Source organism: Limnohabitans sp. JirII-31 (assembly GCF_002778315.1).
In the GTDB taxonomy this organism is placed as follows: Bacteria; Pseudomonadota; Gammaproteobacteria; order Burkholderiales; family Burkholderiaceae_C; genus Limnohabitans.
Genome location: NZ_NESA01000002.1, coordinates 291,638 through 306,889 on the forward strand (window position 1 = coordinate 291,638; position 15,252 = coordinate 306,889).

20 protein-coding genes are annotated in these 15,252 nt (G+C 56.1%); 12 read left to right on the forward strand and 8 right to left on the reverse strand.

The window, feature by feature from the left end; genetic code table 11:
• Window positions 1-11: 11 nt before the first annotated feature.
• Both B9Z41_RS04975 and B9Z41_RS04980 read left to right on the forward strand, forming a co-directional pair.
• Window positions 12-743 (forward strand): 1-acyl-sn-glycerol-3-phosphate acyltransferase, encoded by a 732-nt coding sequence (locus B9Z41_RS04975; protein WP_100145738.1) that lies wholly within the window; start codon window positions 12-14, stop codon window positions 741-743.
• Between the two features lie 119 nt (window positions 744-862).
• Entirely contained in the window at window positions 863-1,186 is a 324-nt protein-coding gene (locus B9Z41_RS04980) for a metalloregulator ArsR/SmtB family transcription factor (protein ID WP_100145818.1), read from the forward strand.
• On the opposite strand, the gene B9Z41_RS17310 is transcribed toward B9Z41_RS04980, so the two are convergent.
• The 6 genes from B9Z41_RS17310 to B9Z41_RS05005 all read right to left on the reverse strand — a co-directional run bounded on the left by B9Z41_RS17310 (window position 1,183) and on the right by B9Z41_RS05005 (window position 5,311).
• Window positions 1,183-1,464 (reverse strand): DUF6036 family nucleotidyltransferase, encoded by a 282-nt coding sequence (locus B9Z41_RS17310; protein WP_100145740.1) that lies wholly within the window; start codon window positions 1,462-1,464, stop codon window positions 1,183-1,185. The genes B9Z41_RS04980 and B9Z41_RS17310 overlap by 4 nt on opposite strands.
• Window positions 1,391-1,702, reverse strand: coding sequence for a DUF6036 family nucleotidyltransferase (locus B9Z41_RS16895; RefSeq protein WP_143474154.1), 312 nt, complete (start codon window positions 1,700-1,702; stop codon window positions 1,391-1,393). The genes B9Z41_RS17310 and B9Z41_RS16895 overlap by 74 nt, the downstream gene beginning before the upstream one ends.
• 398 nt (window positions 1,703-2,100) lie before the next feature.
• Complete coding sequence (locus B9Z41_RS04990; RefSeq protein ID WP_233202530.1) at window positions 2,101-2,463, reverse strand: DsrE family protein; 363 nt, start codon at window positions 2,461-2,463, stop codon at window positions 2,101-2,103.
• Window positions 2,464-2,545: 82 nt separating this feature from the next.
• Window positions 2,546-3,832, reverse strand: a complete 1,287-nt coding sequence (locus B9Z41_RS04995) for an NAD(P)/FAD-dependent oxidoreductase (protein WP_100145744.1) — start codon at window positions 3,830-3,832, stop codon at window positions 2,546-2,548.
• A gap of 14 nt (window positions 3,833-3,846) precedes the next feature.
• Window positions 3,847-4,182 (reverse strand): c-type cytochrome, encoded by a 336-nt coding sequence (locus tag B9Z41_RS05000; RefSeq protein WP_233202519.1) that lies wholly within the window; start codon window positions 4,180-4,182, stop codon window positions 3,847-3,849.
• Between the two features lie 52 nt (window positions 4,183-4,234).
• Window positions 4,235-5,311, reverse strand: coding sequence for a YeeE/YedE family protein (locus B9Z41_RS05005; protein ID WP_100145746.1), 1,077 nt, complete (start codon window positions 5,309-5,311; stop codon window positions 4,235-4,237).
• 106 nt (window positions 5,312-5,417) lie between these two features.
• On the opposite strand from B9Z41_RS05005, the gene B9Z41_RS05010 reads away from it, so the two are divergent.
• The 10 genes from B9Z41_RS05010 to soxB all read left to right on the forward strand — a co-directional run bounded on the left by B9Z41_RS05010 (window position 5,418) and on the right by soxB (window position 13,932).
• On the forward strand, window positions 5,418-6,392 hold the full coding sequence (locus B9Z41_RS05010; RefSeq protein WP_369823287.1) for an MBL fold metallo-hydrolase: 975 nt from the start codon (window positions 5,418-5,420) through the stop codon (window positions 6,390-6,392).
• On the forward strand, window positions 6,389-6,889 hold the full coding sequence (locus B9Z41_RS17210; protein ID WP_233202520.1) for a thioredoxin fold domain-containing protein: 501 nt from the start codon (window positions 6,389-6,391) through the stop codon (window positions 6,887-6,889). The genes B9Z41_RS05010 and B9Z41_RS17210 overlap by 4 nt, the downstream gene beginning before the upstream one ends.
• 46 nt (window positions 6,890-6,935) lie before the next feature.
• A complete protein-coding gene (locus B9Z41_RS05020) occupies window positions 6,936-7,256 on the forward strand; it encodes a hypothetical protein (RefSeq protein ID WP_100145748.1) in 321 nt (106 codons plus the stop codon).
• A gap of 96 nt (window positions 7,257-7,352) precedes the next feature.
• Entirely contained in the window at window positions 7,353-8,720 is a 1,368-nt protein-coding gene (gene soxC / locus B9Z41_RS05025; protein ID WP_233202521.1) for a sulfite dehydrogenase, read from the forward strand.
• A complete protein-coding gene (locus B9Z41_RS05030) occupies window positions 8,704-9,792 on the forward strand; it encodes a c-type cytochrome (RefSeq protein ID WP_100145750.1) in 1,089 nt (362 codons plus the stop codon). Before soxC ends, B9Z41_RS05030 begins: the two co-directional genes overlap by 17 nt.
• A 25-nt stretch (window positions 9,793-9,817) precedes the next feature.
• Entirely contained in the window at window positions 9,818-10,273 is a 456-nt protein-coding gene (gene soxY, locus B9Z41_RS05035; protein WP_100145752.1) for a thiosulfate oxidation carrier protein SoxY, read from the forward strand.
• Between the two features lie 26 nt (window positions 10,274-10,299).
• The gene (gene soxZ, locus B9Z41_RS05040) at window positions 10,300-10,611 is read left to right on the forward strand and encodes a thiosulfate oxidation carrier complex protein SoxZ (RefSeq protein ID WP_100145754.1); all 312 of its coding nucleotides are present in this window, start codon (window positions 10,300-10,302) and stop codon (window positions 10,609-10,611) included.
• 109 nt (window positions 10,612-10,720) lie between these two features.
• On the forward strand, window positions 10,721-11,464 hold the full coding sequence (soxA, locus tag B9Z41_RS05045; RefSeq protein WP_100145828.1) for a sulfur oxidation c-type cytochrome SoxA: 744 nt from the start codon (window positions 10,721-10,723) through the stop codon (window positions 11,462-11,464).
• A 9-nt stretch (window positions 11,465-11,473) separates the two neighbouring features.
• Window positions 11,474-12,127 carry a sulfur oxidation c-type cytochrome SoxX gene (gene soxX / locus B9Z41_RS05050; protein ID WP_100145756.1) on the forward strand — a complete coding sequence of 218 codons (654 nt, stop codon included), beginning with the start codon at window positions 11,474-11,476 and terminating at the stop codon, window positions 12,125-12,127.
• A gap of 71 nt (window positions 12,128-12,198) precedes the next feature.
• Complete coding sequence (gene soxB / locus B9Z41_RS05055) at window positions 12,199-13,932, forward strand: thiosulfohydrolase SoxB (protein ID WP_100145758.1); 1,734 nt, start codon at window positions 12,199-12,201, stop codon at window positions 13,930-13,932.
• A 70-nt stretch (window positions 13,933-14,002) separates the two neighbouring features.
• Here soxB and B9Z41_RS05060 read toward each other — a convergent pair whose 3' ends face one another.
• Entirely contained in the window at window positions 14,003-14,755 is a 753-nt protein-coding gene (locus B9Z41_RS05060) for a class I SAM-dependent methyltransferase (RefSeq protein ID WP_100145760.1), read from the reverse strand.
• Between the two features lie 406 nt (window positions 14,756-15,161).
• A partial coding sequence (locus B9Z41_RS17315) for an integrase core domain-containing protein (RefSeq protein ID WP_143474155.1) occupies window positions 15,162-15,252 on the reverse strand: 91 nt, incomplete at its 5' end.

Here is a 15,252-nt window from a genome sequence, read left to right on the forward strand (position 1 = left end):
CTGGCCCGACCATGCGTGCCTTGCAAGCGCTGTACAAATTTGCACGCGTGCTGGGTTGGGTGGTTTATGGCTACTGGCGTGTGCGCACTGTTTTCCCCAAACTCAGTGACACACAACAAGCTCGCGCCGTCGAGGTGTGGGCTCGCGGCATGTTGGCCATCATGGGCATTGAGGTACGTGTCAAAGGCCATCCAAGCCCGGGCCCAGTGTTGATGGCGGCCAACCACATCTCGTGGTTGGACATCTTGGTCATGCATGCTGCTTGTCATTGCCGATTTGTGGCCAAGTCGGAAATTCGCAACTGGCCCCTGTTGGGGGTACTCACCACCGGCGGTGGCTCGCTCTACATTGAACGTTCCTCCAGCCGGGACGCCATGCGCTTGGTGCACCACATGGCCGATGCCTTGCGCCAAGGCGATGTGCTGGCCGTGTTTCCAGAGGGCGGCACGGGCGACGGCGTCACCCTGTTGCCCTTTCACGCCAACTTGCTGCAAGCCGCCATTTCTGCCCAGGTGCCTGTGCAACCGGTGGCTTTGCAGTTTGTCGAAGCGGCGACCCACCAGCGTAGCCTGGCACCGTGTTACCACGCGCACGACACCTTGATCAGTTCGTTGTGGCGCACCTTGTGTGCGCCGCCTTTGTTGGCTGTGGTGCACTACGGCAGCACACAAAACACGCGGGATCGCCACCGGCGCGATTGCGCGCAAGACGTGCAAACGGCTGTCGCCGATTTGTTGAAGTGATATCCTCTGCGCCCATGGCCACTTCCAAGTCTTCACCATCCGCTGTCAAAGCCAAATCGGCGAAAAAAGTGTTGCCTCTGGCCAAAGTGAAAGCCAAAGCCAAACCTGCGGCGAAGGCCATGCCTCAAGCCACCGATGCTTTGACCGATGACGATGCGGTGTTCAACATGGCCGCCGAAACCTTTCGCGTCATGTCGGCACCCATGCGCTTGAAGATCATCAGCAGCTTGTGCAACCAAGAAAAAAATGTGGGTCAGCTGCTGGAAGAAATCGACACCACCCAGCCCAATATGTCACAGCACCTGAACACCTTGTTCAAGGCCAAAATCTTGGGCCGTCGCCGTGAAGGGGTGCAGATTTACTACCGCATCATCAACGAAAGCGTTGTCACGGTATGCCGTGCGGTGTGTATGCAAATCGCCATCGACGATGTGACGATTTAAGACGCTGGGTCTTCCTTGAGAGATTTCAGCCAACGACGATGACGCTTGATCAGGACTCTAGCAGCCTCCAACTCACCAGGTAGTGCTATTGCTGTATGTACGACTCTATCAATGATGTCTAGATCAAGAAGTCCAATTCTCAATCCAGCCTTGATCCACCTCACATCGCGTTCTTCGCCGCGTATATATTTAGAAACGGCAACATCATTCGGATTGACGAAGAAAGCGTTGATTTCCCCAACCTTCAGGGAACGACGGTAAGCTTGGTGATACGGCATCTAAATAATAGCCCTCTTCAATTTCAAAAATGGACCCTTGGCCAAGATTTGGATGCAACTCGCTGGTTCGGCCTGGGTCGTGTTTGATATAGAGGTCTACATCAATGGATCGGATCATTGCTGGTGGTGGGTTCTTTGTAGCGCCAAGAATAGCCAAAGACCCAACGATCACGTAATCCGTGTGACCACTTCGAGCTCGCGCTTGGATCAACAAGCGTTCAATTTCATCAAGCCCCATTTTTAGTCTCAGAAATGAGGAATGAGAAGGGAGTGTTTTGCATCAACCCTAGAGCGTGTTTTGAATTGGGGTCAAGTATCAAAGATTTGAATTTATCAGTGGATTGCGAAGACAAAACCGCGGTCCAATGTCGGATGAAGTAACTGCTACAAAGTTTTCTTGTTTCCCACAGTCTGATTCTCTCTTGTGCTTTTCGCAGCAACTCTTGTCTGCGCTCACTTTCTAAGAGTTCACACACTTTGGCGTGGAAGTCACGTAACGCAAGATCTTGCGCTTGCTTTTGGCGTCGTGCTTCAAGGTGTGTGTTGATGTCCATAAGAATCCTGAGCTGTCATGCTAACTGGGAGAGCTTCAATTGCCAATTTCAGTGCCCTAACGCAGATACTTAGATGAGAACGTCAAGGCTTCAAATACACATAGCCTTCTTTGGCTTGCAGTCGGGCCACTTCGGCCACACCTGAGGGCACGATTTTGGCTTCCATCAACACTTTGGAGGCGTCGATTTTGCGAACCTCCAAGGTGTTGTTACAAACCCGAAACTGCACACCTTTGCTCGCCAGGTCTCCCACCACACCGCTGAACTCGCGGCCTTTGCTGTCTTTGGCACCTTCGAGCAAAAAGTCAATGCCAGGACCGTGGGTGACCACTGTGATTTGCGCCGTGGCGTCGGCGTTGAGGTGGTTGCGCACATTGTTCAAGATGGCGGCTGTGGTTTCGATGCCGGTGTTGACGTGGTAGACCACTTTGACCGCTTGGGCCATGGTCAAGGTGCTGGCAGACACCAGCAGCACAGCGGTGATGAGCGTTTTGAGGTGTTGTAAAAATTTCATGGTTGTCTCACATTCACATTAAAGAGTCGGCCCAAATATTCTGGGCCCAGTTCAAAGCGTACAGGCCTTCGAGTTCGCTGGGTGCGGGCGAAAGGCCGCCGGAGCCGGGCACAGTTTTGTAGGTGTTTTCTTTGCTGTCGTATTGGTGCATTGAAGCCACGTGTACTGCCACCTTGTCGTCCACAAAGCTGTAGCAGGTGTTGCTCAAGAACGGCGCTGGGTTGACCGCCATGTCTGATAGTTGCGCCACAACAGCCGCTGCTGCAACCTTGCCGTGCGAGTTGGCCATGTGGCCAGACTTGGGCATCAGTGGCGCAATCATGATGGAGTCGCCAATGATGTGGATGTCTTTGGCCTGTGTCGATTCAAAGGTCAAAAAGTTCACGCCACACCAGCGGCCATTGGCATTGGCCAAATGCGTTTGCACCGCAATGCTGCCTGCGCGCATGTTGGGCAATACATTGAGCACGTCGGCTTTGAGGTCGTTTTGAATTTCAAACTGCAAGGTGCGGTTCTTGGCGTCCACCCCAATGACTTTTTGTTGCGGCACGTACTCGAGAATGCCTTTGTAGTTATCGGCCCAGAATTTTTTGAACAACGGCCCTTTAGAGGTGACGTCTTGGTTGGCATCCAAGATCAACACCTTCGATTTAGGTTTGTGCTGCTTGAAATAATGCGCCACTTGACTGGCGCGCTCATACGGGCCGGGTGGGCAACGGTAGGGTGCTTCTGGCACGCTGATGGCAAACACACCGCCATCGGGCATGGCTTCGAGTTGCTTGCGCAAGGCCAGTGTTTCGGGGCCTGCTTTCCAGGCGTGCAAGATTTGCCCCGACGCATTGGCGGCTTGCAGACCTTCGATGCTGTTGAACATCAGCTCGATGCCGGGCGACATGATGAGCTTGTCGTAGCGGATGCTGGGGCCGCTGGCCAGGATGACGGTCTTTTTCTCGGGGTCAACGCGGCTCACGTAATCGCGCACCACGTTGACACCATGGTTGCCTGAGAGCTTGTCATAAGGCGTGGTGATATCGGCCATGGTTTTGCTGCCACCAATGACCAGGTTGGAGATGGGGCACGACACAAATGCGGCATCGGGCTCGACCATCACCACATCGATTTTGTAGTTGGAGAGCAAGCGCACGTACTTGGCCGCAGTGGCACCGCCGTAGCCGCCACCAATGACCACCACACGGGCTTTTTCAGGAACGCGTCCTGTGCTGGCACAACCTGACAAATGGGCCAAGCTGCCCAGTGAACCGAGTGCCAAAGAGGCTTGAACAAAGCTGCGACGTTTCATGTGAGGCTCCTGAATCAGCGTGGCACGGCAGCGTAGTAGCTGGCGATGGTGTTGACTTGTGCATCGGTCAGCCCTTTGCTGAGCTGATGCATCACCGTGGCAGGGCGGGTGCCTTCTTTGAACGCTTTCAATTGCAACACCATGTAGTCCTTGGGCATGCCTGCCAGTGAGGGAATCTTGGAGCCTTCCACGGTCTTGCCTTCGGTGCCATGGCAGTTGGCACACATGGCCACCGTGGCGCGGGTATGCAGGGTTTCAGCAGATGGTTGCGCCTGGGCTGCGGCACTCAAGCCGCCAGCCAATAAGCAGGCGATCCAGCGTGCCATGGTGTGGGCAGAAGGTGTTGTCATGTCGACCTCGGTTGGAGCAAGTTGAATCAGTCAGTTCGCGTACTTTAACGGCTCAAGGCTGAACCAGCATCGGGGCTGAACGCGGTGGTGCATCCAGCCATCGGTCCATGAGGCCTGCGCCCATCCACATGCCGGCCAACGCCAGCCAAGCGGTGAGGGCAAAGATGGCGCCACCCGTCACACCCGCACCCACCGCGCAGCCTCCGGCCAGCATGGCACCAAAGCCCATCAGCACGGCACCGCCAATGTAGCGGCGCATGCTGTAGCCGTCTTTGAAACCTTCCAGCGTCAGCTCACGGCCCCACCAAGCCGAGACAAACGCCCCCAAGAACACGCCAGGCAGCAAACCAAAATCGAAATTCAAACCCGGCGGGTTGGGTGCAATCACCCGCATCAACCAATCGGCCGAAGGCCCGCTGAAGGTGATGCCTTGCAAGGGCACCACCTCAAACGAGGCGTGTGCCACTTGAAATGACCACCACCACGCCAGCGCCACACTCAAGCCGGTGCCAATGCCGCCCAGCCACATCCAAGTCCGTTGTGTGGTGCGTGTGGTGAAGTACAGCGCGGCCAGCAGCCACAGCACACCAATCCACAATCCCGTGGTGTGGGTCCAGCCCAGCAAGGCCAACACGTCGCGGCTGGGCCCTGCGTCCACGGTCCACATCGCACTCAGGCGTTCACGCCAGGGGGACAGTGCGCCTGAGAGCGATGACTGTGCCGTCACCGCAAAAATCAAACCCGACAAGAGAGCCCGCAAATTGCCAGTGGCCGACAGCACCAGCAAACGGCTGGCGCAACCTCGTGTCATCACCATGCCTGCGCCAAACAACAACCCACCTATCAACGCGCCCGACAAGCTGCCACGTGTGGCCAGTTGGCGGGCGCTGGACACATCCAGTGCGCCCACCACGATCAGTGATTGAATGGCAATCACTGCTGTGGCAAAGGTCAACAACCACACAGACAGCTTCTCGCCGAATTGGCGGTGCCAAAACTCAATCACCGCCGCACGCAAACAAAAGCGTGAGCGTTGCGCAAAGAAACCGAACAAGCAGCCCACCACACCGCCGCCCATTGCCAGCACCACGCTTTCACCGTAGGTGTCGTTGAGAAAGGTAAAGTTCATTTAATTTAGTCCGCGCTTATATTTGCGCTATGCTAAGTCCAACCAGAGGCGATGCTTTTGATCCGCATCAAAGTTGAATACCTCGAGGTCTGAGGAGAATGAAGACATGAAAACCTTGTTGCATCGTTTGCTGTGGATGACCTGCCTGGCGCTGGGTCTAGGTGCCAGTGCTTGGGCCGCAGATGCCTCGCTAGACAAGCCGCAGTCCAAGCCCTGGATGCAAGCGCGTCGCGTGGTACCGAACGTGTATTACGTCCAAGGTGTGTCGGAGATGGGGTCCTCGGCCAACCAGAACTTCATCTCCAACGCGGGCTTTGTCGTGACACCCCAAGGCGTGGTGGTGATTGATGCTTTGGGCTCGCCCGAGTTGGCGCGACGCTTGGTGGCTGAAATTGCCAAGGTCACACGCCAGCCGATCCACACCGTCATCGTCACGCACTACCACGCCGACCATATTTACGGCTTGCAAGTGTTCAAAGACTTAGGCGCACGCATCGTGGCACACGAGGCGGCGCGTGATTACCTCACCTCGGACACTGCACAACTGCGTCTGCAAGCGTCCCGGCAAGACCTGTGGCCGTGGGTCGACGAGAAAACACGACTCGTGCCAGCGGATGAATGGCTGCATGGCCCGCAAGAATTGGTGGTGGGTGGTGTGCATCTGCGGGTGCAGCCCGTGGGCCCCTCGCACACGGCAGAAGACCTGGTAGTCTATTTGCCAAAGCAAAAAGTCTTGTTTGCGGGGGACTTGGTTTTTCGCAACCGCATCCCCTACGTGGGCCAGGCCGACAGCCAGCACTGGATGGACGCGATCAGCAGCTTGCAAAAGTTCGACACCCGCTGGATGGTGCCTGGGCATGGGCCCATCTCGCAAGATCCCCAAGCCGACATGCGCTTGACGCTGGATTATTTGCACTACCTGCGCGACAGCATGGCCCGTGCCGCACGTGACATGGAACCCTTTGATGAAGCCTATCAAAACACCGACTGGCGCCGGTTTGAGAAAATACCGCTTTTCAAATCCGCCAATCGCATGAACGCCTACAACACCTACCTGCTCATGGAGCACGAGGCCAAGTGACCCAAGCCCACACGCGCCTCATCACACGTCGCCAAACCTTGCACCACTTGGCTTGGGGCTTGGGTGCTTGGGCCTTGAGCACGGGCGTGGTGCAGGCGGCAGAAACCAGTTTGCCTGTCACCGCATCGCTGCCCGAGTCTTTGCAACAGGCCTTGCAGCGCAAGCAGCCCTTGGTGGTCATGGTCAGCTTGCACGGTTGCCCGTTTTGCAAGGTGGTGCGCGAGAACTACCTCATGCCTTTGCAACGCGAAGGTTTGCCTGTGGTGCAACTCAACATGCGCAGCACGCAAGCCATCACCGACTTGGATGGCAGCGCACAAACCCAAGAGGCCTTGATTCGCAAATGGGGCGTGCAGCTCGCGCCCACCGTGTTGTTCTTTGGACCTCAAGGCAAGGAAGTTGCGAGCCGACTCAAGGGCGCTTATTTGGCCGACTTTTACGGTGCGTACCTCGACGAACAATTGGCCCAGGCGCGTCAGGCCACGGCACGCCCATGATCTCCATTCAAACTAAATCGCTCTGGCGTTCTTGAGGAACAACACGATGTACAAACTTTGGTTGATTGTGCTGGCTGGGGTGTTGGGGATGGGCGCTGCATTTGCACAACAGCACCCGATGTTTCAAGACGCCGATGTCGCCTTGGGTGAAAAACTCATCGCCGACAACAAATGCGAGGCGTGCCACATCCGGCGTGTGGCGGGTGACGGCAGCGCCATCTACAACCCCAAAGGCCGCATCAACTCGCCGGGGGCTTTGCGCGGCATGGTGGAGTACTGCAACACCGAGCTGAACTTGGGCTTTTTCCCCGAAGACACCCACGCGGTGGCGGCAGCGCTGAACCTGCGCCATTACAAATTTCGTTGATCATCCGCAGGGCTAGGCGTAAACCCTGCGTTCTTTAAATCATGAATAGCTTATATTAGTAGTTGTTAATGTATTGATTGTCTGAAAGGACTGTCTGTGACGCAATCTGTGGATTTGGCATCAGGGCGCATCCAAAAAGCCCCTGAGAATTTTTTAAGCCGTGACGGCATACGCACGGTGTTGACCGAGAGTAAAAACGGCCGTCGCAACTTCATTCGCAGTGCATTTGCTGCGGCTGCGGCAGGTGCGGTCACGCCACTGGCCCTGGCGCAAGGCAACCCGGTGCCCAGCGAGGGCGGGGACCCGAACATCTTGAACCTACCGGCACACAGCACAGGTTTGGGCCAAGGCGTGGCCACCGATGGCTATGGCAAGCCCTCGCAATTCGAAACCAATGTGCAACGCCGCCAAAGCCCGGGCTTGACGCAAACCACCCAGGCCTCGGTGTCGTTCGCGCCCTTGCAATCGTTGTTTGGCATCGTCACGCCCAGTGGTCTGCATTTTGAGCGCCACCATCAGGGTTGGTGGGACATCGACCCCTCCAAGCACCGTTTCATGGTCAACGGCATGGTCAAGTCGGCCAAGGTGTTCACCATGGACGAGATCATGCGTTTGCCCTCGGTCTCGCGTTTTCACTTCATTGAATGCGGTGCCAACACCGCGGTGGAGTGGGGCAATGTGGCGGTGCCCACCGTGCAATACACCCATGGCATGTTGTCGTGCAGCGAATTCACAGGGGTACCACTCATCACCTTGCTGGAGATCGCGGGTGCCGATTTGAAGAACGGCAAGTTTGTGTTGGCCGAAGGCGCAGATGGGTCATCCATGACGCGCACCATTCCCATGAGCCTCATCACCTCGGGCGAAGTGCTCGTGGCCTACGGCCAAAACGGCGAAATGTTGCGCCCCGAAAACGGCTACCCCTTGCGTTTGGTGGTGCCGGGTGTGCAGGGCGTGAGTTGGGTGAAGTACCTGCGCCGTGTGGAAGTGGGCGACATGCCGTATGTCGCCAAAGACGAGGCCGTGCATTACATGGACCTCATGCCCAATGGCCAGCACCGCCAGTACACCAACATCCAAGAATGCAAGAGCGTGGTGACCACCCCTTCCGGTGGTCAGGTGCTGCTCGACCAAGGCTTCTACAACATCACCGGCCTAGCCTGGTCGGGCCGCGGCAAGATTCAAAAAGTCGATGTCTCGGTGGACGGTGGGCGCAACTGGCGTACAGCCCGTTTGGAAACGCCGGTGCTCAGCAAAGCTCTCACGCGTTTCAACATCGACTGGGTGTGGGACGGTAAACCGGCCATCATCCAAAGCCGCGCCACCGACGAGACTGGTTTTGTGCAGCCCACCTACAAGCATTTGCGTGCGGCCCGTGGTACGCGCTCGATTTATCACAACAACGCCATTCAATCGTGGTTGGTGCAAGAAAACGGCGAGGTGAAAAATGTCCAAGTTTCTTAAAGCGATCGGACATACCGCCACTGCCGTCACCCTGCTGTGTGTGGCGGGTGTGGCTTCGGCGCAAAGCACCGCCTACCCGCATGTGGGACGCAATGCCACGCCCAAAGAAGTGGCCGCGTGGGACATCGATGTGCGCCCCGATTTCAAAGGCCTGCCCGCAGGTTCGGGTTCGGTTGAAAAAGGCCAAGACGTCTGGGAGGCCAAGTGCGCCCAATGCCACGGTGTGTTTGGCGAGTCCAACGAAGTGTTCAGCCCTCTGGTGGGTGGCACCACGGCCGAAGATGTCAAGACCGGCCATGTGGCCAACCTGATGCGCCCTGACTTTCCCGGTCGCACCACGATGATGAAAGTGGCCACGGTCTCGACCTTGTGGGACTACATCTACCGTGCCATGCCCTGGACCAGCCCCAAATCACTCAAACCCGACGAGGTGTATGCCGTCACGGCCTACTTGCTGAATCTGGCCTACGTGGTGCCCGACAACTTCACTTTGTCCAACACCAACATCGCGGATGTGCAGCAACGCATGCCCAACCGCAACGGCATGACCACGCAACATGCCTTGTGGCCCGGCCAAGAGTTCAGAGGCGCAACCAAGCCCGACACCGCCAACGTGGCCTGCATGAAAGACTGCATTCCCGAAGCCAAGGTGGCCTCCATGTTGCCCGACTATGCGCGCAATGCCCACGGCAATTTGGCCGATCAAAACCGCAGCATTGGCCAGCAAAAAGGGGCGGACACCTCACGCCCTGAGAGCAAGGCCATGACCAGTGCCAGCAGCCCGGCAGCGTCCAACTCGGCAGTCAAACCCGCGGCTAAAGTCGCAGATCCCGCACTCGCCTTGCTGCAAAAAAACAATTGCCTGGCTTGCCATGCACACGATCGCAAAGTGGTGGGACCGAGCTTGAATGACATTGCTAAAAAGCATTCAGGCAAGGTCGACTACTTGACGGCAAAAATCAAATCTGGCGGATCCGGCGTCTGGGGCAGCATTCCCATGCCTGCCCAATCAGCCCCCGATGGGGACATCAAGACCATCGCCAACTGGCTCGCAGCCGGTGCGGCAAAATAAACCCAAACCTAATCAGGAGAAGTTCATGCAAACTCGTCGCGAGACCCTCAAGCACAGCGCTGCTGTGGCTGGCCTCTTGGCCTCTACAGGCCTGTTCCCCCATTACGCACAAGCGTTTGAAAAAGCGGCCTTTGACGCCAAGTCGGTTGCCGAAGCTGTCAAAGCCATGGGTGGCGCAGCCCCCGTTGAGAGCAAAGACGTGACCATCACTGGTCCCGACATTGCCGAGAACGGTGCCGTGGTGCCCTTGGGCGTCAGCACCTCGCTGCCCAATGTGAAGCGTGTCTTGTTGTTGGTCGAAAAAAACCCGTCCACGTTGGTGGCCATGTTCAACATGTCGCCTGACATTGAGCCCAGCTTCTCCACCCGCTCCAAGATGGGCCAATCCTCGGACGTCTACGCCGTGGCCATCACCAACGACGGCAAAGCCTTCTTTGCCAAGAAAGAAGTCAAAGTCACCCTCGGCGGCTGCGGCGGCTGATTCACACAGAATTTAGGAGAACACACATGGCAGATCCAATGCGCATTCGCGCCCAAGCATCCGGCGGCAACGCCACCATCCGCGTGCTCATGAGCCACGAAATGGAATCCGGTCAACGCAAAGACGGCAATGGCAAAACCATTCCCGCCTGGCACATCCAAGACGTCAGCGCCAGCCTCAATGGCAAGCCTGTGATGACCGCCGAGTGGGGCCCCGCAGTGTCCAAGAATCCGTTCTTGCAGTTCACCATCAAAGGTGCCAAGGCCGGTGACAAAGTGGCCATCACCTGGAAAGACAACAAGGGCGATAGCCGCACCGACGAAGCCACCGTGTCTTGATACATCACACAACAACAACGAGGAGACAGCCATGACCCACCCCTTCGGTGTGAACGGCAGCATCAAGTGGGCACTGGCGGCCAGTCTGCTGGTGTTGACAGGCTCTGCCATGGCACAAAAGTCATCGGCCGACAGCATTGCCGAGTACCGTGCCATGCTGCAAGACGGCAACCCCGCCGATTTGTTTGAAGCCAAAGGCGAAGATCTGTGGAAGCAAAAACGTGGCCCTAAAAACGCCTCGCTCGAACAATGCGATTTGGGCAAAGGCCCAGGCGTGGTCAAAGGCGCTTGGGTCGAGTTGCCACGCTACTTTGCCGACACCGGCCGGGTGCAAGACCTGGAGTCACGTTTGCTCACCTGCATGCAAACTTTGCAGGGCTTCAACGCCGAGACCATTGCCAAAACACCGTTTGGCAAAGACGAGCAAAACAACGTCACCGCCATCGCCACCTGGATTTCTGCCGAGTCCAAAGGCATGACGTTCAATCTGTCGCAAAGCCACGTCGAAGAACGCAAGATGTACGAAGTGGGCAAGCGCCTGTTCTTCATGCGCGGCGGTTCACACGACTTTGCCTGTGCCACCTGCCACTCGCAAGACGACAAGCGTATCCGTTTGCAAGATTTGCCCAACCTCACCAAACAACCCGGTGCTGGCAATGGCTTTGGGGCTTGGCCCGCTTACCGTGTGTCCAACGGACAGATGTGGGGCATGCAGCTTCGTTTGAACGACTGCTACCGCCAGCAACGCTTTCCCTACCCCCTGTTTGGCAGCGAAGCCACCATTGCCCTGGGCGTCTTCATGGGCGTCAACGGCAAAGGCGGTGAAGCCACTGCACCTGCCATCAAGCGATAAGGACACGTCATGAACCGCACATACGCTCTCATCGGTGCCGCTGTGGCCACGGCCTTGCTCACCGCATGCACCACCTCCATGCCGACCAGCGCCGAGTTAGACAAACTCACGCAAGACATCATGGCCCGTTCCTTCCGCGCCGAAGGCCAAGCCAAACTCGATCGCTTGAGTCCTGACGAAGACAACCGCTTGTGCGCCGAGTCTGACCAGACGGGTGTGGCCTTGGACCCCAAGGTGGCCCAAGCCATTGAAGCGCGCAACTTGGCCACTATCCAGCCGCCCACGGATGGCAAATTTTTGGGAGACTGGAAACAAGGCGAAGCCATTGCACAAAGTGGCGCTGGCAAAACTTGGACCGACAAAGAAGGCTCTGTGAATGGGGGCAATTGCTACAACTGCCACCAGATCAGCAAGGAAGAGTTGTCTTACGGCACCCTGGGCCCCAGCCTTTACAACTACGGCAAGATCCGTGGCGTGGTCAACCCGGGCAGTGCCGAGTCCAAACCCATTGTGGAATACACCTGGGGCAAATTGCAAAATGCACGCGCCTACAACGCTTGCTCCAACATGCCACGCTTTGGCCACAAAGGCATCTTGACCGAGGCGCAAATCAAACACGTCATGGCCTTGTTGCTCGACCCCGCGTCACCCATCAACAAGTAAGCTTTGAGCACCCGCAGCACGCGCAAATCGGCTGCGGGTTTTTTCTTGATTATTTATAAGTAGTTGCTGATATGAACCTCACCAAACGCGAATTCATGCAGGTCTTGGGCGCTGGCAGCATGGCGGGCCTCAACATGCAGGCCTTTGCCCAAGCCGACGCAGGACGCGCGGCCGATGGCCTGTACAACATTCCTCAATTTGGCCAGGTTTCTTTTCTGCACATGACCGACTGCCACGCGCAGCTCAAACCGATTTACTTTCGCGAGCCCAGTGTCAACTTAGGGGTGGGCAGCATGAAGGGGCAACTGCCGCATTTGGTGGGCGAACATTTGCTCAAGACAGCGGGCGTGCGTCCCGGCAGTGCCGAGGCCTATGGCATGAGCTACCTCCACTTTGAAACCGCCGCACGTCGCTACGGCAAAGTGGGCGGCTTTGCCCATTTGGCCACCTTGGTCAAACGTCTCAAAGCCACGCGTCCTGGTGCGTTGCTGCTCGATGGGGGCGACACCTGGCAGGGCAGTGCCACGTCGCTGTGGACAAAAGGCCAGGACATGGTCGACGCTTGCAAATTGCTGGGCGTGGACGTGATGACGGGCCACTGGGAATTCACCTACGGCATGGAACGCGTGCAAGAAATTGTCGAGAAAGACTTTGCGGGCAAGGTCGACTTTGTGGCGCAAAACATCAAGACCCAAGACTTTGGCGATCCGGTGTTCAAGCCCTATGCGATGCGGGAAATGAATGGTGTGCCGTGCGCCATCATCGGCCAAGCCTTTCCCTACACCCCGATTGCCAACCCACGTTACATGGTGGCCGACTGGGCCTTTGGCATCCAAGACGAGAACATGCAAAAGATGGTCGACGAAGCCCGTGCCAAAGGTGCGCAGGTGGTGGTGGTGCTGTCGCACAACGGCATGGACGTGGACTTGAAAATGGCCAGCCGCGTGAGCGGCATCGACGCCATTCTGGGTGGTCACACCCACGACGGCATGCCCGTGGCCACCTTGGTCGCCAACAAAGGCGGCAAGACCATCGTCACCAATGCGGGCTCGAATGGCAAGTTTTTGGGGGTCCTGGACTTGGAGGTCAAAAACAAACACGTCACCGACTTCCGCTACAAGCTGTTGCCCGTGTTTGCCAACATGCTGCCCGCCGACCCCGAGATGGACGCACTCATCACCCGCGTGCGTGCGCCTTATGAGGCCAAGCTCAACGAAAAATTGGCCATCACCGAAGGCACGCTGTACCGCCGTGGCAACTTCAACGGCACGGGCGACCAACTGTTGCTGGACGCCTTGATGGACGTGCAAGGTGCCGACATTGCGTTCTCACCGGGCTTTCGTTGGGGCACCTCGCTGTTGCCAGGCCAAGCCATCACGCGTGAATGGTTGATGGACATGACCGCCACCACCTACTCGTATGCCACCGTGACCGAAATGACGGGCGAGACCTTGAAGACCATCTTGGAAGACGTGTGTGACAACCTCTTCAACCCTGACCCCTATTACCAGCAAGGTGGCGACATGGTGCGCGTCGGCGGGCTGGAATATGTGTGCCGACCCACCGCAGGCATGGGCCAGCGCATTCACAACATGCGCCTCAAAGGCAAAGCCATTGAGGCCAACAAAAAATACAAAGTGGCGGGCTGGGCCCCCGTGGCCGAAGAAGCCAAGAGCCAAAACCTGAAAATGGTTTGGGACGTGGCCGAGCAGTGGCTCAAAGCGCGTGGCGGCAAGGTGAGTCCACGCAAGCTCAACACACCCACCCTGGAAGGGGTGTTGCCCAATCCTGGGGTGGCGCTTTAAGAGCGTGGCTACGGAGTATCAAGCGCCTGAAGTGAAGAATGCCAAGGCGTTCGTGGGCGTGCTGCTTTGTTTACAGCCGAACAGTTAGTACTTGATTGTCAACTTGTGCAATGTTTCCGGTGATCACTCTTTGCCCGAGTTTTTCATTGGTGCCGACAATCGATTTTCTAATAACAATCAATGAATTTCTAAACTCGATGGACTCTATCCATCCCTCTTTGATAAAAGAGGGAGTTTTACCTAGAGGGAAAAAAGTTCTTAAGTAGACGTCGATGCTAAGTTCACTGTTCCAGAACTGAACATTGATCACATCCACGATTTTTTTAAAAAAATTGTAGGCACTGAATTCATTCAGGATGCCCCCGCCCCAGTGACTCGAATAAAGGGTGTGCGTATCTTCTATGACGTAAATCCCACCAGGCTTTAATAAATCAAAGTACCTTATGAAGCTATTCAAAATGTCATTTGACTGGTGAGAGCCGTCATCAATTATCAGATCAAACTTATCGCAAATACTTTTTATACGATTCATGGTGCTTTGCTGATTGGCATCGCCAACGATGACGTGGACTCGTGGATCGTCGTACTGAAGTACGCTGCACCGTTGATCGATATCGCAGCCAATCAAGCATTGGGCATATGTGAAAAAAGTTTTCCAAGTTTCTAATGAGCCCCCGTTTTGAACGCCTATTTCTAATAAGCTTATTTTTTTTGTACGATATTTTTCAAAAAGCGCGTCGTAAACGGGCAGGTAAGACGCCCACTTATCGCTGACTTTTCCGGTTTTCTCTGCATGAATTTTTGCAATGGTGGAGGGGATCATCGTGCTGCCTTTTGATTGTTATTTTGATGGTAAATGTATAGCGTATACGGTAATCCCCCCGTAAAACCCTCGTTGTCTGAATTCCCCATTGCTGACATCCAGCTCAATGGTTTGTTTAGTTTGGCACTAATGCTTGCACTAAGTACTGCCAAAGGGGTAGTCTATGGAGCTGGGGGCCGTCTTCATTCAAGTTGTTGATCGGTCCATGAGATCAGTCAAAACCTTATGAGGAATTCAGCATGTCCAACGAAGCCAAGTGCCCATTCGTCGGAGGCGCACGCACGCACGCCGGGGCTGGTGCCCCGAGCAACGCCAACTGGTGGCCGCATCAGCTGAACTTGAAAATCTTGCACCAACACTCGGCACTGTCTGGTCTTGACCCTGTAATCCAGTACCGTCGGTATATTCAAGTTACCGATTGTTTTTCCCTGAACACGGTCGGTGGCAAATATCCCAACGCACTGTGCGGGTGATAAGAATTGTAGTCATCGAACCAA

Bases quoted from the DNA above. Each gene is read 5' to 3' on its own strand.
- B9Z41_RS04975 (WP_100145738.1), top strand. From the start codon at position 12: ATGCGTGCCTTGCAAGCGCTGTACAAATTTGCACGCGTGCTGGGTTGG.
- B9Z41_RS04980 (WP_100145818.1), top strand. From the start codon at position 863: ATGCCTCAAGCCACCGATGCTTTGACCGATGACGATGCGGTGTTCAAC.
- B9Z41_RS17310 (WP_100145740.1), bottom strand. From the start codon at position 1,464: ATGCCGTATCACCAAGCTTACCGTCGTTCCCTGAAGGTTGGGGAAATC.
- B9Z41_RS16895 (WP_143474154.1), bottom strand. From the start codon at position 1,702: ATGGGGCTTGATGAAATTGAACGCTTGTTGATCCAAGCGCGAGCTCGA.
- B9Z41_RS04990 (WP_233202530.1), bottom strand. From the start codon at position 2,463: ATGGCCCAAGCGGTCAAAGTGGTCTACCACGTCAACACCGGCATCGAA.
- B9Z41_RS04995 (WP_100145744.1), bottom strand. From the start codon at position 3,832: ATGAAACGTCGCAGCTTTGTTCAAGCCTCTTTGGCACTCGGTTCACTG.
- B9Z41_RS05000 (WP_233202519.1), bottom strand. From the start codon at position 4,182: ATGACAACACCTTCTGCCCACACCATGGCACGCTGGATCGCCTGCTTA.
- B9Z41_RS05005 (WP_100145746.1), bottom strand. From the start codon at position 5,311: ATGAACTTTACCTTTCTCAACGACACCTACGGTGAAAGCGTGGTGCTG.
- B9Z41_RS05010 (WP_369823287.1), top strand. From the start codon at position 5,418: ATGAAAACCTTGTTGCATCGTTTGCTGTGGATGACCTGCCTGGCGCTG.
- B9Z41_RS05020 (WP_100145748.1), top strand. From the start codon at position 6,936: ATGTACAAACTTTGGTTGATTGTGCTGGCTGGGGTGTTGGGGATGGGC.
- B9Z41_RS05030 (WP_100145750.1), top strand. From the start codon at position 8,704: ATGTCCAAGTTTCTTAAAGCGATCGGACATACCGCCACTGCCGTCACC.
- soxY (WP_100145752.1), top strand. From the start codon at position 9,818: ATGCAAACTCGTCGCGAGACCCTCAAGCACAGCGCTGCTGTGGCTGGC.
- soxZ (WP_100145754.1), top strand. From the start codon at position 10,300: ATGGCAGATCCAATGCGCATTCGCGCCCAAGCATCCGGCGGCAACGCC.
- soxA (WP_100145828.1), top strand. From the start codon at position 10,721: ATGGCACAAAAGTCATCGGCCGACAGCATTGCCGAGTACCGTGCCATG.
- soxX (WP_100145756.1), top strand. From the start codon at position 11,474: ATGAACCGCACATACGCTCTCATCGGTGCCGCTGTGGCCACGGCCTTG.
- soxB (WP_100145758.1), top strand. From the start codon at position 12,199: ATGAACCTCACCAAACGCGAATTCATGCAGGTCTTGGGCGCTGGCAGC.
- B9Z41_RS05060 (WP_100145760.1), bottom strand. From the start codon at position 14,755: ATGATCCCCTCCACCATTGCAAAAATTCATGCAGAGAAAACCGGAAAA.